Source organism: Bacillus sp. EB V-12 (assembly GCF_056158125.1).
In genome coordinates, this window is sequence record NZ_JBUXJL010000022.1 from 1 (window position 1) to 23,176 (window position 23,176).

General features: G+C 32.3%; 21 protein-coding genes and 3 pseudogenes. 9 read left to right on the forward strand and 15 right to left on the reverse strand.

Annotated elements, in window-relative coordinates:
• The 3 genes from ACZDYH_RS28980 to ACZDYH_RS28990 form a co-directional block, all read right to left on the reverse strand.
• On the reverse strand, positions 1–594 hold a 594-nt coding region (locus tag ACZDYH_RS28980), incomplete at its 3' end, for a M9 family metallopeptidase N-terminal domain-containing protein (RefSeq protein WP_474887846.1).
• Positions 595–756: 162 nt separating this feature from the next.
• A complete protein-coding gene (gene fic, locus ACZDYH_RS28985) occupies positions 757–1,365 on the reverse strand; it encodes a protein adenylyltransferase Fic (protein ID WP_434714903.1) in 609 nt (202 codons plus the stop codon).
• A gap of 485 nt (positions 1,366–1,850) precedes the next feature.
• A complete protein-coding gene (locus ACZDYH_RS28990; RefSeq protein WP_474887849.1) occupies positions 1,851–3,041 on the reverse strand; it encodes an MFS transporter in 1,191 nt (396 codons plus the stop codon).
• Between the two features lie 358 nt (positions 3,042–3,399).
• On the opposite strand from ACZDYH_RS28990, the gene ACZDYH_RS28995 reads away from it, so the two are divergent.
• On the forward strand, positions 3,400–3,987 hold the full coding sequence (locus ACZDYH_RS28995; RefSeq protein WP_100249670.1) for a TetR/AcrR family transcriptional regulator: 588 nt from the start codon (positions 3,400–3,402) through the stop codon (positions 3,985–3,987).
• Positions 3,988–4,269: 282 nt separating this feature from the next.
• On the opposite strand, the pseudogene ACZDYH_RS29000 reads toward ACZDYH_RS28995, so the two are convergent.
• The 7 genes and pseudogenes from ACZDYH_RS29000 to ACZDYH_RS29030 all read right to left on the reverse strand — a co-directional run.
• Positions 4,270–4,467 (reverse strand): annotated as a pseudogene (locus ACZDYH_RS29000) (linear amide C-N hydrolase); the annotation flags it as partial.
• A gap of 133 nt (positions 4,468–4,600) precedes the next feature.
• A complete protein-coding gene (pagR, locus tag ACZDYH_RS29005; protein ID WP_000196515.1) occupies positions 4,601–4,900 on the reverse strand; it encodes a transcriptional repressor PagR in 300 nt (99 codons plus the stop codon).
• Between the two features lie 354 nt (positions 4,901–5,254).
• Complete coding sequence (locus ACZDYH_RS29010; protein WP_434714898.1) at positions 5,255–6,574, reverse strand: aromatic amino acid transport family protein; 1,320 nt, start codon at positions 6,572–6,574, stop codon at positions 5,255–5,257.
• 293 nt (positions 6,575–6,867) lie between these two features.
• Positions 6,868–7,758 (reverse strand): L-serine ammonia-lyase, iron-sulfur-dependent, subunit alpha, encoded by an 891-nt coding sequence (gene sdaAA / locus ACZDYH_RS29015; RefSeq protein WP_474887852.1) that lies wholly within the window; start codon positions 7,756–7,758, stop codon positions 6,868–6,870.
• A gap of 21 nt (positions 7,759–7,779) precedes the next feature.
• The gene (locus tag ACZDYH_RS29020) at positions 7,780–8,478 is read right to left on the reverse strand and encodes a serine dehydratase beta chain (protein WP_084064404.1); all 699 of its coding nucleotides are present in this window, start codon (positions 8,476–8,478) and stop codon (positions 7,780–7,782) included.
• A 760-nt stretch (positions 8,479–9,238) separates the two neighbouring features.
• A pseudogene (locus ACZDYH_RS29025) lies at positions 9,239–9,359 on the reverse strand (protein adenylyltransferase Fic); the annotation flags it as partial.
• A gap of 38 nt (positions 9,360–9,397) precedes the next feature.
• Positions 9,398–9,838, reverse strand: coding sequence for an Lrp/AsnC family transcriptional regulator (locus ACZDYH_RS29030; RefSeq protein WP_474887854.1), 441 nt, complete (start codon positions 9,836–9,838; stop codon positions 9,398–9,400).
• A 150-nt stretch (positions 9,839–9,988) separates the two neighbouring features.
• Between ACZDYH_RS29030 and ACZDYH_RS29035 the strand changes: the two genes are divergently transcribed.
• Complete coding sequence (locus ACZDYH_RS29035) at positions 9,989–11,284, forward strand: APC family permease (RefSeq protein ID WP_434714891.1); 1,296 nt, start codon at positions 9,989–9,991, stop codon at positions 11,282–11,284.
• Between the two features lie 313 nt (positions 11,285–11,597).
• Here the strand turns inward: ACZDYH_RS29035 and ACZDYH_RS29040 are convergent, their stop codons facing one another.
• A complete protein-coding gene (locus ACZDYH_RS29040) occupies positions 11,598–12,770 on the reverse strand; it encodes a tyrosine-type recombinase/integrase (protein ID WP_474887856.1) in 1,173 nt (390 codons plus the stop codon).
• A 403-nt stretch (positions 12,771–13,173) separates the two neighbouring features.
• Here ACZDYH_RS29040 and ACZDYH_RS29045 point away from each other — a divergent pair, with 403 nt between their 5' ends.
• Positions 13,174–14,175 (forward strand): helix-turn-helix domain-containing protein, encoded by a 1,002-nt coding sequence (locus ACZDYH_RS29045; protein WP_434714888.1) that lies wholly within the window; start codon positions 13,174–13,176, stop codon positions 14,173–14,175.
• Between the two features lie 1,033 nt (positions 14,176–15,208).
• Here the strand turns inward: ACZDYH_RS29045 and ACZDYH_RS29050 are convergent.
• Both ACZDYH_RS29050 and ACZDYH_RS29055 read right to left on the reverse strand, forming a co-directional pair.
• Positions 15,209–15,562, reverse strand: coding sequence for a TipAS antibiotic-recognition domain-containing protein (locus tag ACZDYH_RS29050; RefSeq protein WP_434714880.1), 354 nt, complete (start codon positions 15,560–15,562; stop codon positions 15,209–15,211).
• Between the two features lie 427 nt (positions 15,563–15,989).
• The gene (locus ACZDYH_RS29055) at positions 15,990–16,277 is read right to left on the reverse strand and encodes a hypothetical protein (RefSeq protein WP_098281091.1); all 288 of its coding nucleotides are present in this window, start codon (positions 16,275–16,277) and stop codon (positions 15,990–15,992) included.
• A gap of 565 nt (positions 16,278–16,842) precedes the next feature.
• On the opposite strand from ACZDYH_RS29055, the gene ACZDYH_RS29060 reads away from it, so the two are divergent.
• The 6 genes from ACZDYH_RS29060 (at position 16,843) to ACZDYH_RS29085 (ending at position 20,393) form a co-directional block, all read left to right on the forward strand.
• Entirely contained in the window at positions 16,843–17,928 is a 1,086-nt protein-coding gene (locus ACZDYH_RS29060; protein ID WP_474887859.1) for a tyrosinase family protein, read from the forward strand.
• Positions 17,929–18,659: 731 nt separating this feature from the next.
• Positions 18,660–18,836: a hypothetical protein gene (locus ACZDYH_RS29065; protein ID WP_434714875.1), complete on the forward strand. Its 177-nt coding sequence runs from the start codon at positions 18,660–18,662 to the stop codon at positions 18,834–18,836.
• Positions 18,837–18,890: 54 nt separating this feature from the next.
• Positions 18,891–19,313 carry a gluzincin family metallopeptidase gene (locus ACZDYH_RS29070; RefSeq protein ID WP_474887861.1) on the forward strand — a complete coding sequence of 141 codons (423 nt, stop codon included), beginning with the start codon at positions 18,891–18,893 and terminating at the stop codon, positions 19,311–19,313.
• Positions 19,288–19,476 carry a M4 family metallopeptidase gene (locus ACZDYH_RS29075; RefSeq protein WP_434714871.1) on the forward strand — a complete coding sequence of 63 codons (189 nt, stop codon included), beginning with the start codon at positions 19,288–19,290 and terminating at the stop codon, positions 19,474–19,476. The genes ACZDYH_RS29070 and ACZDYH_RS29075 overlap by 26 nt, the downstream gene beginning before the upstream one ends.
• Positions 19,460–19,654, forward strand: coding sequence for a hypothetical protein (locus ACZDYH_RS29080; RefSeq protein WP_474887863.1), 195 nt, complete (start codon positions 19,460–19,462; stop codon positions 19,652–19,654). The genes ACZDYH_RS29075 and ACZDYH_RS29080 overlap by 17 nt, the downstream gene beginning before the upstream one ends.
• A gap of 115 nt (positions 19,655–19,769) precedes the next feature.
• Positions 19,770–20,393, forward strand: coding sequence for a histidine phosphatase family protein (locus tag ACZDYH_RS29085; protein WP_098281089.1), 624 nt, complete (start codon positions 19,770–19,772; stop codon positions 20,391–20,393).
• A 1,038-nt stretch (positions 20,394–21,431) separates the two neighbouring features.
• Here ACZDYH_RS29085 and ACZDYH_RS29090 read toward each other — a convergent pair.
• Positions 21,432–21,663, reverse strand: a pseudogene (locus tag ACZDYH_RS29090) (hypothetical protein); the annotation flags it as partial.
• Between the two features lie 240 nt (positions 21,664–21,903).
• Positions 21,904–22,584: a hypothetical protein gene (locus tag ACZDYH_RS29095; protein WP_434714865.1), complete on the reverse strand. Its 681-nt coding sequence runs from the start codon at positions 22,582–22,584 to the stop codon at positions 21,904–21,906.
• Between the last annotated feature and the right edge of the window lie 592 nt (positions 22,585–23,176).

The window sequence follows — 23,176 nt, forward strand, 5'->3', positions numbered from 1 at the left end:
CGCTTTTAATGCTGGTAAACATTTGTCATGGAAGCTTCTCTCTTTTAAGTAACTTAATTCATTATTATAATATCCCACATAAAAAGCAGAACGTAATACTTCAACAAATGTTTCAATGCCCTTTGAGTTTTCTTTCGTAAACGTCTTTCCTCGTTGTCCTAATTCATTAATGATAACGTTCATGCGTTCTTTATTCTGATAAAATGCTTTCGTATCTTGATTGAATTGAAATAAATCCGTAATTTGATTCCAAGAAATTTTTGATAATGTATCAATGAGTTCGCTATTAGGCATTTTATTCAGTTCTGCCAGAGTGTAGCTTTGCTTTAATTGAATTTCATCACGTTTCATAACCAAAGTAGGACGTTGTGAAAAATCTCCTATTTTTAAACGCTCTTCAAAAGTCAAAGTTTCGTCCGCTTTTGTAGCATGTACAATTTCATCTTTTGAAGTTTCTGTCCCCATTGGTTTCATCTGTAAGATATTATAGGATGCTGTTTCTTCTGCTGATACCTGTGTTTGAATACTTCCAAATGATAATGCCATCGTGCTAATCCCGATCATCATTTGAGTAAATTTCAAATTCTTGTTCATTACATTTCCTCCATTTATATATTCCACCCAAAAATATAACATTTTATCTTAATAAGTAATCATAATATGTATTATTTCATATTTTATTACTTGAATTTCTTTATAAATTGATATTAAGTAGAATATTATAGAACAAAAAGGGCTATCTCAGCCCTTTTTCTTTTATAAATCTTCTATATCATATTCGGTATATCCCTCATAATAGTAACTAATATTAATTCCTTTCATGAATATTTCACGACTATTTATTTCATCTACGAGTGCATTTTGGAGTAAATGCTTAATTTCAATATCTTTAATTGAGCTGCGTTCCATTGCCAATAAATAAGCTTCTTTATCAATTTTATTCCAGTCTACCACCTGATGAAGTTCATTTTTAAAGATTAAATCTAGCCATATTCTAGTCGCTCTACCGTTTCCTTCTCTAAAGGGGTGGGCAATATTCATTTCAACATACTTTTCAACAATTTCATCAAAGGTTGTTTGTGGCATAGTGCTAATATGCTCTAATGAATGGTTTAGGTACATAACAGGGGCAAAGCGAAAATTCCCCTTCGCTATGTTGACCTTTCGAACCTTCCCAGCAAAGAAATAAATATCCTCCAATAGGTATTTATGCATGTCAGAAAGACCCTTGAATGTACCAACTTCTATGTGGTTTATCTCTCCTGAATCATATAAACTTTTGATTTTCATTTTTGATAGTCGTTCTTCCACTCGATTCAATTCCAACTGATTTTGGATATCTAATTTATTTTCTAACACAACCATTCTCCTCTTTTTCTTCTTTTATAGCAAGATTCTTAATTAAGCTTCTAGCCATAGTTTTTTAATTGTGGTATTTTGCTTGTTCTGGATTTTGTTTTTTATAGTTTTTGTGGTTTCGTTTTGTACCTTGCTGAATGCCATTCTATCCACTCGCTTTCAAGCCTATAAGCACATTATATATATTAATTAGTAATTTGTTTCAAACAAAAAACAAACTAGAGCCGAAGCCCTAGTCTATAGCCATATCAAATATATATTTAGTACCTTTCATAATTTTAAAGACAACTATTTTACTAATCGTATGAAAGGCTTCCTAGCTATTTTTACGGCACCTCTAGGTGATCCTATTGTGCTCTTTAAGCAATAAAGACAAAAAATCTGGTTCTGATGTAAAAACTTCAAATTAACCGCAATTATTCTATAAAACTCAGACATACCAATGAATAAGCATTCAAACGAATCCAGGCAATTTAAATTTGATTATAGAACTATTTCTCACTAGCAAAATAAAGCAAGGCTATGGTCGGAAAAGCGATTCCTATCCATAATGTTAGATTCCATCCTCCTAAGGCATATGCCCATCCTCCAATAAAGGATCCAACAGCACCTCCTAAAAAGAAAATAGCCATAAATAGCCCGTTTAATCGACTACGAATTTCTGGACTCAACGAGAAAATTAAACGTTGACTAAGCACAAGGTTTGCAGATACTCCCATGTCCAACAGAATTGCAGCAATTACTAAAACAGCTATTCCGATGGGCGAACTACTTTGAATAATAAGTGGTAGTAATAAAGAAATAATAACAACAGTGAGAGCTATCCCAGTGGCTGATCGTGTCCAGCCACGATCAGCTAGACGACCACCTATTGGAGCTGCTATTGCACCTGTAATTCCGACAAGTGCATACAGTGCTATGGCAGTTTGAGAAAAATGAAAAGCCGGACTAGATAATAATAATGGAACAGTGGTCCAGAATAAGCTGAAAACCCCAAATACACAAGCATGATAAATGGCGCGACGACGTAAAATGGGAGTAGTTCGTAGCAGTTGCCACATTGAATTAAGTAAGACGATATAATTTGTTTTTGCTGTTGGTTTTCTTGTAGGGAGTACTTTCGATAAAACAAACGCCAGGACAATAATTACAGTAGCAGATAAAGCAAATATTGCACTCCATCCCCAAATATCAGCTACTAGACTAGATATCGGTCGCGCAAGCATAATACCTAGTAACAGACCACTCATGACATTGCCAACTACGAGACCGCGTGCATTTTCCGATGAAAGATATGATACAAGAGGTACGAGCACTTGCGCTGCGACCGACCCCAGTCCGATAAAGAATGAAGCAATTAACAACAAAGTTGCGCTTTTTACAAAAACCATGGAAATGAGTGCAAATGCACTTAAAAATAACAATATAAGTATCAATTTTTTATTCTCAACAATATCTCCCAAAGGTACAAGAAATAGTAAGCCAACAACATATCCAATTTGAGTTAGCGTTACAATTAATCCAGCGCTACTATTAGAAAGCCCAATTACATTACTAATTACCCCAATTAAAGGCTGTGCATAATAAAGATTAGCCACAATAATACCACATGAAGTTGCTAATAGAATGATTAAACCTGATGAAATATCCTTATCAATTGCTTTATTTTTAAAATTAGACATAACTACTTCCTCCCATACTTTTATTTCAAAATTACTAAATCGCCTTGGCAAGAACTTCTGCGATACCATTTTTTATTGTAATAAATTAAGTTTGAACTACATTCTGCTTTTAAAAGATCCAATTTCACCTCTTGTTTATCCCCCTTTTCTAAATGTTTTTTAGCAATTTAATTTTCGAATTTTGGAACCTAAATGTAGCCATACCATTACAAGATGTTAGTTAGTTAATTAATAAACTGTACGTTCAGTTTATTAATTAACTAAAAATATATACTAAACGTTCAGTTTTGTAAATAGGCTATTTTGTTTTTTATTCATATTAAGTATACTAAACGTATAGTTTATGTTTTTGAAAGGAATGATTAATGTGCAAGGTAAAAGAGGTCGACCACGTAATATCGAAACCCAAAAGGCCATCCTTTCTGCGTCCTATGAGTTATTATTGGAAAGTGGCTTTAAAGCAGTCACAGTCGATAAAATTGCAGACCGAGCTAAAGTCAGCAAAGCTACGATTTATAAATGGTGGCCAAATAAGGCTGCTGTGGTAATGGATGGTTTTCTTTCTGCTGCTGCTGCCAGATTGCCTGTACCTGACACAGGTTCAGCGTTGAATGATATTTTAATTCATGCTACAAGTTTGGCCAGTTTTTTGATAAGTCGAGAAGGAACTATTATCAATGAGTTAGTTGGCGAAGGGCAATTTGATTCGAAACTAGCAGAGGAATATCGTGCTCGATATTTCCAGCCACGTCGACTGCAAGCAAAGCAACTTCTGGAGAAGGGAATTAACAGAGGAGAATTAAAAGAAAACCTCGATGTTGAATTAAGCATCGATCTCATTTACGGACCAATTTTTTATCGCTTGCTAGTAACCGGTGAAAAATTGGATGAATCCTATGTACATGACTTGGTTATAAACGCATTCGAAGGGATACGTTTGAAGTAATTAACATATAAACAAAGATTTAGATTTCCACTGTTTCCTATACTGATATAACTCGCATTAACTTGATAAATAAAGTATCTAATTTTTTAAAACTGATGTTTATGGGATTGTCCCCGTATACATCAGTTTTAAAACAGGCTTAATCTACAAGCTAATCACGCTTCCTTTTTGATTTTTGGCAGGCTGTAATATTTATGAGTTATTGATTTTTCATTTGAAAATAGATTAAAACTACATAAGAACCTTGAATTTGTATTTTATACAGTTTACCTATTCTAATTAGTTTGCATCAAATAAATGAATGGTTTTAATTTGTCTACAATCGTAGGTATGATAATAATATGCACCAGATTCCATACACATAGTGCTTGTATAGATGGTATTGTCTAATATACCTTCTTCCGTGATTACTCCACCCTTAGGAACTTCGCAATTTGATAAGGTATGAAAAACGGCTGATATTCCCTCTTCTTTTAAATCGTGACATATTTAAGATATTGATGTCATTGGATTAAAGTAATAATTACTTAAAAAATTAATAAATAAAACCCTCCACAACAAGGAGGGCTTAGTATTCTATATAAGTAAATCTTTAAATGGTAAACTTAATATTTTATTGTATTGGTCCTAATAATCCCATAATTTCTTCAGCTTTTTGGTTTTCGATGCTATAGTAAATTTCTAACCCCTGACGATTTCCTCTTAGAACCTTCCCTCTCATTTTAGATAAGTGTTGGGAAACTGTTGATTGTGGAATGTTTAAAATTTCGGTCATTTGGGTTACATTTAGTGTTTTATGTTTAGAGAGCTCATTGATCAGTTTTAAACGCATTGGGTGTGCCATAAGTTTTAAAAGCTCTACATCCTCTTCTAAAATCGTGTTCTCTACATGCTGATTCGCAAATCTTGTCATAGTATACGCTCTCCCTTATTGGTTTTCTTCTAATGTAGTATAACTTCCATATTACATAATATTAGTATGTTAGAATGTTTATTGTTAAAAAATGATACTTAAAGTATACAACTGTAGTTTGTGCTAGTAGTGGAGTTAATGTGTGGTTTGTATGAAGTTTTCGTGTACTATTAATCTAGTCTGTTTAAGCTAGTATAAAAGTTATGCATATAATTAAAAAGACAAACTCTCCAAGATGAGGAGTTTGTCCAAAACCATAATCTCTTTAGTTCAACAATATAGAGTTCAGTTCCGATAAGAATTTTTATTTTTTTCATATCCCATGTTTTTTGCATCAGTACTAACAACAGTAGATTAGAATAATGACTGAATACTTGCTAGGACAGTAAGGATACCTATAATAATGACAAATACATTGCTCGCTTTCCCTTTGTATTTAGCAAGTACTGGTACTTTATGGATCGCATACATTGGTAATATACATAAGATAGCAGCAACTAGCGGACCACTCAGGGCATCAATGATTCCAAGAATACTTGGATTTGTATAAGCAACATACCAGCATGTTAATACGACAAAAGTAAGAATTATTGTCTTAACTGTTTTTTCTCCTATATCTTTCCCACGTTTTTTACCGGCCTTGATAATCATGTCACGCATTACCTCATACGCTCCTATATAATGGCCAAGGAAAGACTTTGTAATAGCCACAAACGCGATGATAGGAGCTGCAATAGTGATTACTGGCGAATTAAGCTCATTAGCAAGATATGATAGGATTGACAAGTTCTGTTCTTTTGCCACCATAAGATCATTTGGAGTCAAACTTAAAGTACTGCTCCAAACAAAGAACATAACAACAGCGAATGTCATGATATAACAAACTTTTTGTATTTGAGCACACTTGGCATCAGTAGCTTCTATTCCATAACTAGCTCTCTGCTTCACAACAAATGATGAAATCATAGGTGAATGATTAAACGAGAATACGATGATTGGAAGTATCATCCATATCGTTCCTAAATATCCTGTTCCTGTTGAGGCAGTAGAAACACTTGAAAAACTAAGCATTGACGTATTCCACTGTGGAATCAAAGATATTGCAATAAAAAGTAGAGAAGCTATAAAAGGATACACTAGCATACTCATGATCTTTACAGTTATATCTTGACCAAAATTTAGTATAGCGATAAGACCAAGTACTAAGACAAGTGATAAAATGGCCCTTGGAGGCTCCGGCATGTGCAATTGATGCACGATAAAACTACTAGCGGTATTTGTAAGTGCGACCGAGTACATCAGCACGATCGTATAAATGGAGACGAAATATACAATGTTAAAAATGATACTTGCCTTATTTCCAAAATACTCTCTTATAGTACCTGTAATCCCCTCATCGGCAGAGTTCGAAGCGTAAATCATTTTAGCAAGCGCCCTATGTGAATAATACATAACAGGATAGGCAAGTATGGTAATTAACAGCAATGATAATAAACCACCTGAACCTGCATTAATCGGTAAAAAGAGTACCCCTGCTCCAATTGCTGTTCCAAAAAGGCTTAATGCCCAGGTAGTATCCTGTTTATGCCACTTTTTAGGGTCTAGATATTTCTCATCTTTTACTGCAGTATTATCAGCTTGAAATTCTATGTTTTTTGCAGTATTCCCATTCATGTAATAATTCCTCCTCGTGTCCTATTCTTAATTCTCTATTTAAGGTATAGGAATATAGACTGTTCTTGAAAAATGAATTGCTTATATAGTGCATCACAACGAATATCCCTCTTCTAAATTAATCAAAATCAAAAAATTAGCGAAGCTGCAACCCCAAGGGTTTGTTACCACTTACAAAATATTTTAATTATATAGTAGTATATTTTATTGATAATTCCCCCAACATACAGACATCCTTAGGCGAACAATAGAGTACATATTGTTAAATATTTCACAATGCTCTCGATAGTTGTTTATTGATTTGATTGTTTCTCACCAAAGATTTTATTTTTAATGGCAATCCCTGTAGGTGTAGCCGCAATTCCGCCTAAACCTGTCTCTCTTAACTCACGAGGCATCTGTCTTCCAACCCTATACATTGCTTCAATAACTTCGTCAGCATTGATGATATTGTTTACGTCGGCTAATGCGATGTCTGCTGCTGCTAAAGCATTTGTCGCTCCAATGGCGTTTCTCTTTACACAAGGAATTTCTACCAAACCAGCGACCGGATCACAAACTAAACCGAGTAAATTTTGTAATGCGGTCGAAAAAGCTTCAGAAGATTGCTGTGGGGTTCCACCCGCAGCTTCTACCGCAGCTGCAGCCGCCATCGCTGAGGCACTTCCTACTTCAGCTTGACATCCTCCGTACGCTCCTGAAATACAAGCGTTGTTTGCGACTATCGTTCCAAATAACGCTGAAGTGAATAGAAAATGAATCATATCTTCATGATTTAACTGCAACGTATCTTTAATACTAAATAGGACTCCCGGAATCGTCCCACTCGCACCTGCTGTTGGAGTTGCACAAATAGCTCCTAATGCAGCATTTACTTCATTAACACCGATAGCACTTTGAATCCCTAACACCATCAAATCTCCAGAAAGAGTTTTCCTATTTTCTCGATAGTTTTTAATTTTTACAGCATCCCCTCCGGTCAAACCTGTTGGAGAAAATACACCGTCGCCCTCGATACTTTTATTTATTGCATGTTGCATAGTCGCTAAATTTCGTTCCATTTTACTCCATACTTCTTCATAAGAAGTTTTAGTTTGTTTGATTTCCTGTTCGATTGCTAATTCATAAATTTGCTTTTGGCTTTTATTAGCTGCATCCACAATTTCTTTTATGGCCATATACATATTTTTCACTCCTTAATGTGACTAAAGAATAATAAGATTAGCTATATTGCTTAAATCTCCTAATTCCTTCTGAGCATTACCTGGCAATATCGAATCCAAAGCGAATGCATATAAATATTTTGTTTTATCTTCCAAACTATGAAAGTTGTTAATTTCCACATCATATTGTTTAAAGATCCTGCGTAAAACAAATTCAAAGTCAGCTCTTTCTGAAATCGCAATAACAACTGGCAATGGCCCCTGCAGATTTAAGCTAAATCCATCAATTTCAACATGTTTGACTTCAATCAACCCACCACCGACCGAAATACCCATTACTCTAATACTTCGACTTTCATCCTCTGCATATACATCTGCCGTATTTGGATGACCAGCAGGACTATTACCCAATTGTTCAATAAAGGTAATGTCAATTCCCTTAGACTCTGCTATTTTAATAGCATCTGGCACTTTGCTGTCATCAGCAGCTAAGCCTAATATACCAGCAATAATTGCAAAATCAGTTCCGTGACCTTTATGGGTTTCAGCAAATGATTCATAATACTTTACCACAACTTTTTTGGGAAGACCTTGAAATAATTTATTAGCAACTGTTCCAATAGCCAAAGCACCTGCAGTATGTGAACTTGAAGGGCCTATCATTATGGGCCCAATCACATCAAAACAACTTTTGTATTTAACAATCTTTTTTTCTTTAATAGATGCTACATTCATGTTCATATAAACACCCCCATAATTTATTATTTTTAATTACAGTTGAATCTAATTTATTGGAATGACCAATTTAAAATAAAATTTGTTTGATAGCGCTTTCTTTATTGAGTTGAATAAACTTCCCTTCTGATTCACTACCCTCCGTATAGTAATCATATCAATATATCAAATTTTTAAAAATTACTGGCAAGTTCTTTAGAATTTTCAAACCCAAACGAGGTTTGTTATTTTCTCTAGAGGTATTGAATTATGTCTCGACGCCCTCATTATAACTTGTATATTTATAAGTTTAATCTTTTTTTATTTTTAGAAAGATTGAATAGACAGAATTTTGAATGGTTAATAAATTACACTTAGTATGTAGCAATTGTGTCCTTTGTTTGAAGCTGTATTAGTTAGTAAAAAAGCAAAAATAACACAGAGTTCCTTTCATAAACACATTGATTATATTGGAAAATCATTATAAAGATACTTATATTGTCCTTAGTTAGGATATCTTATTTTGGACGGAAAACCTGTTGCAATAAATAATTCATGCAGATGAAAAGGAATACATTAATGAAATATAAAACTCTTGCGTATATTAATTACATTATTAGTATAAATATTAATTATCAGAAAAAATGAACTTTTTGTATGAACCTTAACATAAAGGATACGTTCCAAATAAAAAGGGGATTCCTAGTAGGCTCCTTTTTATGCTGTTTTTATATGAAAAATCCTCTTCAAAACGAAAATAAAAAGGGCTATTTCAGCCCATTTTTATTTATAAATCCTCTATATCATATTCAGTATATCCCTCATAATAGCAACTAATATTAATGCCTTTCATAAATACTTCACGGCTATTTATTTTTATCTACTAGTGCATTTTGGAGTAAATGCTTATTTACGCTTTTTATTTAGAATAATCTTTTATATGTAATTAAGATTTTTCACTCTCTGTAAAAAATGATTTATGTTCTACTGGAGAAGAAAGCACTATTAAGGTTGTAGGCTTTCCATACTCTAAGCACAAATTAATATAGTCTTCGAGTGTATGTACTGATTCTGTCACTACCTTTGTTAAATAACTATATAAACCGGCAATACGATGGCATTCGACTACATCTGGATGTTCCATTGCAAATTTTTTATATTTGTTGCAATCTCTTGGTTCCATTAAAACAAACGCGGTAATATGTTTTTTTAATTCTTTCGGATTAACAATCGTACGATAACTTATAATGACACCCTGTTCCTCTAGTCTTCTGACCCGCTCTGTAACAGAAGGGGAACTCAAACCTACCAGCTTTCCTATTTCAACCATACTTAAACGTGCATTTTCCTGAAGATGTGAAAGAATCTTTAAATCTGTTTGATCCATTAATGTATCTCCCCTTGATTAATTAAGAATACAATTAATAATTCTTAAATTTTTTAAGAAAATTATAATTAATACATAAATTATAGCATGTTATCTTTTTTTAAAACTTTATATAATTGATATCAATTAACGAAAGAGAGGCTGAATATCTTGACACAACAATCATTGAAACGTTCAATTACTTGGGTACAAGGGATTGCATTAACCATAGGAGCTGTGTTGGGTTGTGGAATTCTTATATTACCCTCAATTACTGCAAATAGCGCTGGACCAGCTTCGCTTTTATCTTGGGTTATCATGTCTATATTAGCTTTTCCCATTGTCGCAACTCTGGCGCGTCTTGCTAAGATGATTCCTAGCGCAGGAGGAATTACAACTTATGTTCAAATGGCATTTAATGCAAATACGAGTGCCATCCTAGGGTGGATTATGTTAGGATCTATTCCTATTGGAGTACCTATTATCGCTTTAACAGGTGCCAAATATATTGACTATGTTTTTCCAATAAGTAATGCAGGAGTTATAGGCATCGCGGCAGTAATTTTGATTACTTCTTTACTCTTACATATTAAAGGAATTGAGTTATCATCAAAAGTGAGTGTGTTTGTCATTTGTGTAATTTCACTTCTAATAATTGTGGCTGTTGTCGTTTCTATCCCCTATGTAAAATTAAGTTCTTTTACACCTTTTGTACCAAACGGATGGTCTTCTGTTGGAGCTTCTTCTGTAATTATCTTTTTCTCATTTGTAGGATGGGAGATGATAACCCCATTAGCTGAAGAGTTTAAAAGACCTGCTAAAGATATTTCCATTAGTCTATTTTTAGGGGCAATTTGCATCTCAATTATGTACATTGCAATATCTTTTGTAACAATAGGGACTCACTCATATGGTGATAAGAACCAGATAGCTTCCCTTAGTATTCTAATATCAAAAGGATTAGGACCAATAGGTACATATATAACCACTATTTTAGCAATTTGCATTTCTTTTAGTGCTGTACATGCTAACATTGCAGGTTTTTCAAGAATGATTTATGCCCAAGCCAGAGAAGGGCATTTCCCTTTCTTCTTTGCTAAATTACATTCTAAATTCCAAACTCCAACTAGAGTTTTACTAGCTTTAGGCGGAATTTTTAGTTGTATTTTAATTTTTTATGGTATAGCACGACCAAATTTAGAGATGCTTCTAAAAGGCCCTAGTGTAATTTTTATTACCTCGTATATTTTTACAATGCTAGCCGCTCTTAAGTTATTAAAAGTTCAAGATATAGGTTGGTGGATGGCCTTCCTATCTTTGGTTATATGTATTTTTGTATACTCATTTAGTGGTTGGGCGATTTTCTATCCAGTAATCTTATCATTCATAGGTGGGATCTATATACTTATGAATAAAAAGTCCAGCACTGTAATCGATCATCAATTAGATACACCTAATGAAAAATAGTTTCATAATCTCTATAAACTAATTCTACAAATTATATAATGTTATTAACACTATCAAGATTAGAATAGATATAAATTCTGCTAACTTATAATTAGCTCAAATTAACTTTATGAAATATGAATAATTATGTGTATTTAAGAAAAAACCAAGATAACTTTTTAAAATCATCCTGGTTTTTTCTGTATAAAATGAATTTCGTTCTTTTTATTTATTTTCCCAATTATATTTTTCTTCACAATAAATAAACAAACAGATACATCATTTAATTATGTAAAAAATATATAATTAAATACCCCTATAAACTACATAAAATTTAAACCAGCATATCAGCGAAAGTGGATCCAACGTTGTTTTTACGCTTCATATGCTTTTCTAAATATATTTTAGTCGTTTGAATATTTTCATGGCCAAGTGTTTGCATTAAATGATATAAATCTGCATTACCTTGTTCTACTGCCATAATTGCAAAAGCATGACGGAATGTATGCGCCGTTACTGGATTTTCACGATACAGTAGAAACTCTAAGTTTGTCTTTTTTATCATATCTGTTACTTGATTCGATAATGTTTTAGAGTTATAAGTATTTCCTCTTTGATTTATAAATACCGGACTCTCATCCCCTTTATCCAATACCGTTTGGTATCCTCTTCTCAGCCTCATTTCACAAATACATTGATATAAATGTTCCGAAATAAAAAGTTCACGCACTTTATCCCCTTTTCCAGTGACTTTTAACCAGTACTTTCCATCATAATGTAAATCTTTCACTCTCGCGGTGCACAATTCTTGAATTCTTGCACCAGTACTTGCTAGAGCCAGTAAAATTGTATAGTTTACTAAATGTCCTCTTTCTTTATAAAATCCTAAAATTTTCATAACCTCATCAAAGGATAGGTCCCGATTTGGCCGATCCTGCTCATTTACATTTGCGCGCTGTAGTTCCTCATGAAGCGGCTTTTCAATATAAGAAAATACATGAAGATGTTTTAGAAAAGAACGAATGAGCACTGTTTTCTTTGCAAGTGTCGCGACTGCATACGTATCACCATTCCTACCGTTCTCTACCCGTTTCAACCAAGAATTGTATTTACGAATATGCCAAGGTTGCAATGTTTTCAATAAAGAGTCCTTTTGCTGTACCTCTTCCCCATTCAATTCAAATTCTTCTGCATGCTGCACCATGCACTGACAAAATGATAAGATTTCTGAGATATAACTCTTTTTCGTATCCTCTTTTCTATTCTTCTTCTCATCCATATCTTTTTGTAAATGTACGAAATGATAAATGACTTCTATGTCACTTAAATACGTATATTTACCCTTTCCCTCTTTTTCTGCAACCCCCATCTTATCTTCAACCATATCTACATAACTGCTGTTATATAGATATGGAACGATATCTTTTATATTCTCTACATATGTATCCATATACACACTTTTATTGTTTATAATTGATAAATTTTCTTTTACATTTTTTTTATTCATATTTCAAATTTACCTCTCCTATAGAAGATTATGAATATAATTATATTTATTACCTATAATTATTATTTTATTTTACTTCTATTAATTATACAAATGATAATTTATTCCTCTTCTGTAAGAACGTTATATTCTTCTTCATTTACTTATGATTATATTTTTTTATAATTTATTATCAAATAGATATTAATTAACAGTTAACTACTTAAAATTTATAGTGATTTTATAATAAAAACAACTATAAGAATTCATCAACATATAAATTGAATGAAAAAGGTTTTCAAACCATAACAATGAATACGATATTTAATAAAATCTATTTCTTATTTTAAATATAAATCAGATTCTGATATGATATATACATACCTAAAATATTAACAAACGATAGTTATGGAGGTGTCCTATCATGACACAAGATTTATTGTTCATTACAAAACCTACTGTAACGACAAAAGAGGCAGCCGACTTATTAGGAGTAACGGTACAAACAATTTTAAAAAAAGAAAAAGATGGATTAATAGAATGTGTATATAAAGATAACTGGAAGCAATTCGGTAGTAAGATTTTCTATTTAGAGGATATTGAACGTTTAAAAAATAAAAATGAAGTTAAAGGCCTTAGCACGAAAGAAGTAGCTGAAATTCTTAATGTTGCATCATCTACTATCTTTACATACATTAAATCCGGAAAATTACCCGCAACAATGGTAGAAAAACGAGGAAAACAAGTATATATTATCGATGAGGAAGAGCTAGAAATTTTTATGCTTGATTATGAAAAAACTAAAACAAAAGAGCGAAAAACATTTATTACTAAGATTCAAGATGAAGATATATATTTATATCAATTATTAAAACATCTACATACCGGAAAAAACGCTAGGGTAATAGAGATTAATGGAGGAGACGGCAAGGTTATTACAGAGGACGAAGAAATTTTCCCTCTATCCACTTATAAGGAACATGATTACTCCTTTGAACCTTTCAATAAAAAAACGGTAATTACAAAACGAGGGTATCTATCTTTTTCATTTAAAAAACCTCAACTATTTAATTCTATCACTTATAATCTAATAAATTTATTTTATAAAGAGCTAGGTGTCACAAATATGCGATTGAGTAATTCATCAGATACTATCAGATTAGAAATTAAACCTTTTGTATTACAAGTAGATCCATTGCAATTTCAAGAGGAGATTAAGTACTTACATTCTCATATGAAATCTGGCACGATCCTTCCACATGTAGAAGGTATTTACTTTAAAAGTAATGTAGAGCCATTAACTTTTCATGCAAATCATGAATTCAAGCAAAAAGTAGTTCAAATGGCAGCGGAAGCCGGTATGAGACAGGAAGAATTCTTATTGCAAGCTGTAAAAACTTATATAACAAATTTAAAAAAACACTAAATCTACTACTTATTCAAAGAAGCGTAGAAATAAGATCTTTCTACGCTTTTAAAATTTTTTAATTTAATTATCCCATATAAGTGCCTTCATATATTTTTTTGTTTTTGATGTACTAAATTGATGGTCTGTACAAAATAATACTAAATTTCAAATTGAAAAAAGTATCTCCCATTACTCCTATTGACATTTAAATTGAGGAACAGGTGATAAGGCAATTAAACTTGGATTTACTGTAGCTCCATATAAAAATTCACTTTCTTTTAACATTTGTCACTTTCCAAAATATTTGTCATTCTCAATAAATGCAACAGAGTGAAAATATCCTAAATAGAAAGTGCGCTTATCCAAGTTTGTAAATTTAAGGGGATTCAGCCGAGAAATGTGTAAAAACATTTTTATTTCCAGAATTAATTTATTGAGCTTATAAGGACACAAAACGATTAATTCTTTTTAGACTGCTCAAATAATCACTTAACTTAAACTATTATCTATAAATTATAAACCTAAAAATCCAAAAAAACTCTACTATAGTAGAAATAGAATCTCATTACCCAAGAGTTCATTAAATTTGAATTTAACGAACTCTTGGATGATGCAAGCTGACCTCCCCCCTACCCTAGAAGCATGCATGTAAAAAGAAAAGAAAGTCTAAACTATTTAGACATTAAACTCTGAACTTGTATATTTGGTCATTAATTTCGACAATAATCTCTAGACTAAAATTTTATAGATTTACCAAACTAAACACATTAAATCTTGTGTAAGATGCGTCCATTCTTATCTAATGACCTATAGGGATACCGCCAGCATTTCGGAAAAATCCACGTTAAGAAAATTTGTATAAGAAAAAAGCCTTATTTCCTCCATTAAAAACACACTAGCAGAGCAACGAAACTAAATTGTGTAAAAGCATTAGCAGATATTATTCATACATATAAAAAGATAGGACCAATAAATCCTGGTCTCAATTGATTAGTCCTATCCAATATTAAAGAATACTCAATAAAATTAATAGTTAAATGCAGTATAAGATTTATTTCTCTTTTTCTCGATCAATATCAGAGCTGTGCATGAAATAGTAATCCATGGCTTGTTCTAACCACTTCTCTTCTTCCACTGTAAATGGAGATGGAGGCATTGGAAATTCTTCCTTTTTCATTTCTTCGATTTGTTTAACCATTTCTTCATCCATAAGTTCCATTGTAGAACAGATAGATTCGTTAGCTATCTGTATCCACCTCCCCACCAATTCTTGCACTTTTTGATCATCTATCGGTTTTCCGACTAAATTTTTTACTCCATTTGTAAAACGAATATACTCTTTTTCAGATGTTGTTGAATCCTCTTTAAATTTTTCATTTATATGTTCAGCTACTTTATCCGGCATATATTGTTCAATCTATTTACGTTGTTCATTTTCCGTTTGTATATTTCTAATTAGATGCATTAAAATTACACCAATTACTTCTTTTTCTTCTTTTAAAGTGATTAAGGTCGTATTAATTGCTTTTAATACAGTCTCGATATGTTCTTTTTTTCTTCCATAGCCTTTTTTTGAATTTCTAATGTTTCATTCAAACTTAAATTAAATGTAGTTTTGTTAATCATTCCATGTATTTCATCTAAGCTATAACCTAAAAATTTCAAACTTATGATTTGTTGCAAAACAAGTTCATATAAATTTTATCCTACGATTCTATTTAATAGTTTTTCATTAGAGGGTTTAAATTTCCACCGAGGGAAATATGCTTGTGTAAAACATGTAATAAAATTGCCTATTCATTGATTCTGCTATTTCATGTGAAATTATAAACTCAATTTTCAATTGTTTCTTTAGAATTTTTTGCAATATGCTTTATAAATTCAATTATAGGGTAGGTAACTAAAGAAGAAGATTGTGTAAAGTGAACATCTTCTTTTTGAAGAATTATGATGAGCTCCTCTACTGTCATTTCTTTTTGTTTGATTTTACTATAATGTTGAAATACAACTTGTTTCCATTTATATGAGGGCCCATAAAAATAGGTTTCTCCTTTTATAGGATAATTAAAAATCATTTCTAATTTTTCTCTTCTTTGTGTTTCTCCTACCTTATCTTTCATAAAAAACACCCCTTTATATTATCTTACAATACAAAGCATTCTTGTGATCCTATATGTATATATTTATCAAAATTCAACTTTCTCCTCCCAATTTTTATACTCGTCGTATTTAAAGTGTTTAGTACATGGTAAAAAGCACTCTGAATAATCGAGTGCTTTCTCCATTAAAAGAATATCTTTTGGAGGTTTAAAAACTTTCATTTTCGTGAGTGTTCTTCAGTGACTAAGACTATATTGATACACATGAGTTTTAAGAGAGAATTAATCCCTCATAAACATAAAATGTATCTACTGATATATTACGATAAAAATAATGTTTGTAACCTGATAAGTATTCATTTAATTGAACTACCACCAAATATAACTAAAACGTAAGTTCTTAAAATTTGCTGTAAATCGTAAAAATTAATCGTATCAAAAAAACACACAAACCATTGGTCTCATATTTTATTAGTGTTGATAATGGAAATTAAATAATTTTATCGATAATAAACAATTGAGGATAAACAATTATACAATGGAAACTCTAAAATTATAAAATATTATAATTAAAAGAGGTCTACTTATGAGAATTAGAAAAAATCAAGCTAATCTAACACATAATGAAAGGTTAGCATTTACTAATGCATTATTAGAATTAAAACGCAGACCAAGTCGTTTACCAAGCTCTTTGGGGAGTACAAGTCGCTATGATGATTATGTTTATTGGCATTTAATGTCAATGATGAACCAAACATCGACTAAACCAGGATCTGCTCATGGAGGTCCTGCATTTTTACCTTGGCATCGATATTTTATAAATCAATTGGAATTAGATTTGCAACAAATCGATTCTACTGTCACACTTCCCTATTGGGATTGGACAGTTAATAACTCTACTGATCCGTCAGCTTCAGGGAGTCCATGGACTAATGATTTTATGGGAGGTGATGGTGATCCTAATCAAGGTTATGCTGTCACAACAGGCCCATTTACAGGTGATAATTGGAAACTAACCCTTTTTGATGACCACCATTCTGACGAGCCTCAAGATATTCGCTTACGCCGTCAGTTGGGGACTTTAAAAAATAGCTCGGGAACTACTATATTGATTAATCTCCCAACAAATTCAGAGGTGCAAAATTGCTTATTAGAAACACCATATTATGTTTCTCCTTGGCGTGCATTCAAGGATTTAAACAATCCTTCAAGTATGACGGTAACGAAACCAAGTTTTTGTAACCGACTTGAAGGTTGGTATGGAGATGGAAGAATTCACAATCAAGTACATTTATGGGTAGCTGGTGCTACACAAGGGTCTATGTATTGGATGAGCTCACCGAATGACCCTATCTTCTTCTTACATCATGCAAATGTTGATCGTCTATGGGCTCAATGGCAGGTTGCTAATTCAAATGAAGGATATCATCCTACTGGAACTGGTAATGAAGTCGGGCCAACAGGTCATAATTTAAATGATCCAATGAAACCTTGGGGAAACAGTATTACTCCCAATAGTGTACTTAACCACCATAGTCTTGGCTATGCCTATGATACAGATACAACACCTCTGTCTGAAATTTTGATGCACGCATTCAATACAGAAATTACTACAGAAAAGAAAGTAAGTATTGGTAGCTTTATAACTCGAGAGGATTTAGAGAAGATGTAAAAGATTAGGGCCTGATATTAAAATTAACAACCAGAAACCTCTCATTTTTGAGTGGTTTCTGGTTTGTAGATTTTTTATAGATAAATCTCTCATCCCTTCAATGGAGTTCAGCCGAGATATATGTAAATTCAGGGCATAATCTATACTTTATTTTTATTTACAGATTAAGGTGTAACAAAAAGGTGCTTTACTAATAATGTTACAAATTATTTTTAATACAGTATTTTGTTATAGTTAATTCAGCAATTAGGACATTTCATATTTTCAAATGAAAAATGTAACAATTATACTCTTGGAACCTAATAAGATGAAGGTTAATTTTTATCTTATTGTATTATTACTGGCTAAGTAGTTTTGAGTTTTTTGTCCTATGTACAAAAGGTTTAGACTTTCATTGTCCTTTTATTAAGACATGAAAGTACATATAAAATTTATGATAATGGCTATTTATCACTTTATGTCTGCACGCTTACTATTAAAACAATTGTTCAGTACCCCACTTTTAAATTCGTTCCACCTCTTTTATTAATTAATTCCATCTGCGCGAGAATAAAGTCCTCTTTTTAAATCATCTATGATTTTAACCTGAGGTCAGATTTCAAATGGGAGATTTTACAACCTATAAACTTGATTGAGATGGTTTATAACTAATTATGATGTTTACATATCTCATTAATTTTTCCCTTGGTAAATATCGGAGTGAAATTTTCAACTATTAAAGGAGAGATATTATGAATAAACGTAAACAGGGAATTATCCCCTCATATATTCTTAAAGAATTAGCTGAAAAAGGAAATGAACATGCGATAAAAAGCCTTGCAATCGAAGAAGAATCCCATAATAAGTCATCGAATAATAAAAATGATGGAGAAGATAAAAATACTCATCATACTAGTAGCGATAAATAACCAAAACGACATGTTTACGATTGTCAGGAAACAGAACAAACTCGAAAAAAACTTGTGCGCGATGAAGAAGATCCACCTACAAACGATGATGATGTAAATCGTGCATATGATTATTCCGGGTTTACTCTCGAGTATCTAGATGATGTGTTAAAAAGAAACTCACTGGACAGTAAAGGTTATGATTTAATTTTCAATGTACATTTTGGTTATAAACATTTGAATGCCGAATGGGATGGAGAAACCAACGAAATGATATTTGGTGATGGAGATAGCAGTGAATTCCTTAGTTTTACGCGTGGAATTGACGTCATTGCACATGAAATGGGGCATGGTGTCACACAATTTATCAATCACCTTAATTATATCGGAGAAACAGGTGTACTAAATGAACATTTTTCAGATGTAATCGGTAGTTTTTTGTCCTGCCTGGCAAGGAAAAGCACTTCGATTTATGAAAGCACCTGGAACTGCATATGAAAATAATCCACAGCCTGATCATATGAAGGAGTATGTAGACTTACCAATTACAAATGATCCCAAGGATAATCACGGAGGGGTTCATATAAATAGCGGTATACCTAACAAGACATTCTTTCTAGTATCTATGGAGATTGGTACATATAATGATGCCATTATTTGATATAACGCTTGGAATGATAAAAAATATGAGCCCAAATTCTAACTTTAAAGATGCATTCGAGGCAATTGTAAGATCTGCCCATATGCTTGTTGAGCAAGGGGAAATTCAATCAAAAGCTGAAAATGTTGTGAAAAAAGCATTTAGTGAAGTGGGAATTACAAGTATTGTGTCAGTATAAATGGGAATCCTATAAAATTATCTTACTATGACGCGGTTTTAGATTCACTTGATTTTCATTCAAAATTGATTAGTAATGAACCGCATACTAATTTATTTATTAAGGGGGAATTCAATTGATAAAATTATACTTGGTTCGCCACGGTGAAACAGAAGGTATATCCATTGGACGTATGGAGTCACGCAAAGACTCCCCACTTACAAATATGGGAATCCAGCAAATACAGTCTTTAAAACAGAGACTTCGGGATGAAAAAATCGATTATATATACACCAGTCCAAGCGGAAGGGCATTAAAAACTGCTGAAGTAATTAATGAGGCACACCAAATTACCTTGCTCCAAGATAAGTATTTATATGAGATGGATATAGGTGATTGGGATGGACTCACTCAACAAGAGATACAAAACGAAGATTGCTGCAACTTTGAACAATTTTTACATTCACCGGAGTCTTATAAGCCAAAAAATAAAGAAAGTTTTTATGATGTTCTGAATAGAGTAGAAACATTTATGTCCGACGTTATTTCAAAGCATGACAACCAAAACGTACTTATTGTTTCTCATACAGCAGTTTTGAGTTTAATGCGTTGCTTTTTTAAAAATCAAAATATCGAACATGTTTGGGATAAACCAAAATTTCAAAATGGCAGTTTAAGTTTAGTTTATTATGAAAACGATAAGTATTCAATTACATTGGATGCAGATATAACTCATCTAAATAAGATTTCTATTCTTTAACTACATCTGGTAGGATTCTCATTCCAACAGTTCCTAAAGGACGGTATGAGGATTCTGCTATTAAACAATATAAAGGAACTCGTCGTGACATTTATTATGCATCAATCGTCGCTTTTGCTTTAACCATCGCTCAGATAATTAGTGGTGTATTTGTTGTAATTTCTAGCTTAAATATCATCTCTACCCTTTCACATTCGACATTTATTACTGCTTTATTCGGCACTTTAAGCTATATTTGTTTACAAACTTTAAAAGAAGATAAACAATAAAAATTTTTTAAAAGAAAAACCACTTGTGTTTGACAAGTGGTTTTCTGTAATTTTATTTACATTTATCCAACTTATAATTCCTAAAATTCAAATAATTATTCACCTTGTATCGGTTGCAGTTAAAAAATTATTTTTATTATTACTACTTTCCAACCTCTCTTTTCTATTAAAACTTGGTAGATGTTCTCAAAAGATGATTTATTTTATACAAACAATACATTTCTTTGTGCGCCTTCAATAATCCCCTCTTGGACCTTTTGTACAAATCGATGAATATTTTGTTCCTTTTGTACAAATAATATTTCTTGTTTATTTATATAAGATCCATAGTAGTATTTCCACAATAATAAAATTATCTCAAGTTTATTGTTCTTTCTCAATAATAGATCTTTTTTGATGTAACCTACAAATGGATTAGCACCCTCTATATATTCTATTTTTTCTTGTGTATAAATAAATTAGAATAGTTTTTTAGATTGATACTGGACGATACCTTCTTGTTGCATTTCTTTTATTATCCCTTTAAATATTTTATGCATTACTTTGTTTTTTTCTGCAAAATAATGCATCCACCCTTTACAAGTTCTTTTTTTACTATTTTGTATACATAATAATGGATTTCTAATATAAGAAATATACCTGAACACAGGAAATACTTCTTTTGGATGATTTTACACAAAACCTTAATCTATCTATCTTTTACTACAGTACTTTAATAAAAACAATGATCCTGAAACTCTCAGGATCATTGTTTTTATTAGTATAGTAATTAATTTGATTTTACTATCGTTGAGGATGCTTCATCATTCCACGTTCTAGCTCCGTCCCCCATACTGTAATTCGGCACCCGTGTTAGCAAGTGCAAGTGCACGCCCTTGTGCATTTTCATGCTCATAAATAATTGTGTGGTCTCCATACGAATGTGTACGCACACTTGATACAGCATCGTTACTCCAGCCTACGAAATTTGTAACTACAACTGGGTTTCTACTTGCATTAATATTATGAATGTCGCTTACTGCTATAAGATTACGCTTCTTGTAATCTTTCAAATGTAGAAATATTAGTTCCCATCTTTAGTGCAGATACGGAATGTTGTTACCTTCAGTGCCTGCTTCTCTTGGTGGGACATAAATAAGTAATCCTGTAATGTTCCTTTAAAGACCTGAACCCCGTTCGAGTATGCGATAACAGTTTTATCAAAATTTAACGATGTAAGTGTAGACATTAAGTTTTTCATCTTATTTGTTCACTCCTGTTTTCCATTCAGATTTTGTAATGGTCCCGTCAAAGTTGTATGAAATCTCTAATTGGTCGAATCCACTCTTATAGATATGCTTCGTACTTGTTCCGTTCAGCTCGGTAACATCGGTCCATGGTAGGTTACTATCATCTATCTCACGAAAGCTTACACCCTCCTTAGCTACTTGTAACATATCCTTACTAGCCCATCTTGAAAGCTTCGGCTTAATTAGTTCTTTGTATGTCTCCTGCGCTTCTAAATTTCCTAGAGAATGGAGATTCGCATATGCTTTCTTTTCTCGGGCTGCATATTGCTCCTCTTTGAGTGTTTCCTCTTCAGATTTCTCTGGCTCCTTATCTTGAATCAGCGTCTCTTCCACTTTCTCAACAGGTTTTTCCTCAGCGTCATCAACTTCTGCAGGTTTCTCCTCGGCTAGATTCTCTATCGCATCTAGTTTAGCCTTCAGCTTAATGTAATTAATTTCTAATTCATCATACTCTTTGGCTAATTTCTCTGACTCTGCTTGATAATGTTCTACTTGTGATGATAATCTATCGGTTTTTTGGTTATAACAAGATGTCAGCCCAAAGAATAGAAGAACTGTTGCCCCATACTTTGCAGCTGTCTTTCCTTTAATAGATTGTACTTTCTCGGTAAATTTAGATTTCTTTGATTCCATAATTTGTAGTCTCTCCCCCAAGTTACTCGTTTATCTAATTATAATGATTTAGTTACATGTAAAATTTTACACAACTAGACATCATATGTCCAGTTGACTATACTAGACGATTAGTCATTTTGTTTAAGGATTTAATACAGTGATAATATAAGCGTTTTTTCCACTGTTTAATGACTACAGGGTGTTGCAACTTACTGAGTTCTCACCACACAACAATTAGCTTAAGGTTTTAAATTATCCTCATAACGAAAATTTTCTACTTCGCTAGCTTCGTTTAAACTTTGTTAGTTAATTTAAAGAAAATTAGGAAAGCCCTCCTCATAGCTAAGAATGGCTCTTATAAATAAAACTTAATGAATATGTAGTTTTAGATATTTATGATGAAAGAAGCACTAAATAACTTAATTGATTTTATGAAAGATTTCCTTCCTGTATTGATCACACTATTAAATTCATAATTGTTTACTAGAAAAATATTATGTAAACTTTTGATTTGCCAATTAGACAAAATAGTATATTTGATGGTGTCTTTTCTTCAAAAGAACGTGTACAATTCATACATTAAAAATAAAAAATATATAGGATCTATTTT

Bases quoted from the DNA above. Each gene is read 5' to 3' on its own strand.
- ACZDYH_RS29030 (WP_474887854.1), bottom strand. From the start codon at position 9,838: ATGGATCAAACAGATTTAAAGATTCTTTCACATCTTCAGGAAAATGCA.
- ACZDYH_RS28990 (WP_474887849.1), bottom strand. From the start codon at position 3,041: ATGTCTAATTTTAAAAATAAAGCAATTGATAAGGATATTTCATCAGGT.
- sdaAA (WP_474887852.1), bottom strand. From the start codon at position 7,758: ATGTATATGGCCATAAAAGAAATTGTGGATGCAGCTAATAAAAGCCAA.
- ACZDYH_RS29050 (WP_434714880.1), bottom strand. From the start codon at position 15,562: ATGCCGGATAAAGTAGCTGAACATATAAATGAAAAATTTAAAGAGGAT.
- ACZDYH_RS29010 (WP_434714898.1), bottom strand. From the start codon at position 6,574: ATGAATGGGAATACTGCAAAAAACATAGAATTTCAAGCTGATAATACT.
- ACZDYH_RS29020 (WP_084064404.1), bottom strand. From the start codon at position 8,478: ATGAACATGAATGTAGCATCTATTAAAGAAAAAAAGATTGTTAAATAC.
- fic (WP_434714903.1), bottom strand. From the start codon at position 1,365: ATGGTTGTGTTAGAAAATAAATTAGATATCCAAAATCAGTTGGAATTG.
- ACZDYH_RS29040 (WP_474887856.1), bottom strand. From the start codon at position 12,770: ATGAATAAAAAAAATGTAAAAGAAAATTTATCAATTATAAACAATAAA.
- ACZDYH_RS29095 (WP_434714865.1), bottom strand. From the start codon at position 22,584: ATGGAATCAAAGAAATCTAAATTTACCGAGAAAGTACAATCTATTAAA.
- ACZDYH_RS29065 (WP_434714875.1), top strand. From the start codon at position 18,660: ATGAATAAACGTAAACAGGGAATTATCCCCTCATATATTCTTAAAGAA.
- ACZDYH_RS29060 (WP_474887859.1), top strand. From the start codon at position 16,843: ATGAGAATTAGAAAAAATCAAGCTAATCTAACACATAATGAAAGGTTA.
- ACZDYH_RS29055 (WP_098281091.1), bottom strand. From the start codon at position 16,277: ATGAAAGATAAGGTAGGAGAAACACAAAGAAGAGAAAAATTAGAAATG.
- ACZDYH_RS29080 (WP_474887863.1), top strand. From the start codon at position 19,460: ATGATGCCATTATTTGATATAACGCTTGGAATGATAAAAAATATGAGC.
- ACZDYH_RS29045 (WP_434714888.1), top strand. From the start codon at position 13,174: ATGACACAAGATTTATTGTTCATTACAAAACCTACTGTAACGACAAAA.
- ACZDYH_RS29075 (WP_434714871.1), top strand. From the start codon at position 19,288: ATGAAAGCACCTGGAACTGCATATGAAAATAATCCACAGCCTGATCAT.
- ACZDYH_RS28995 (WP_100249670.1), top strand. From the start codon at position 3,400: ATGATTAATGTGCAAGGTAAAAGAGGTCGACCACGTAATATCGAAACC.
- pagR (WP_000196515.1), bottom strand. From the start codon at position 4,900: ATGACAAGATTTGCGAATCAGCATGTAGAGAACACGATTTTAGAAGAG.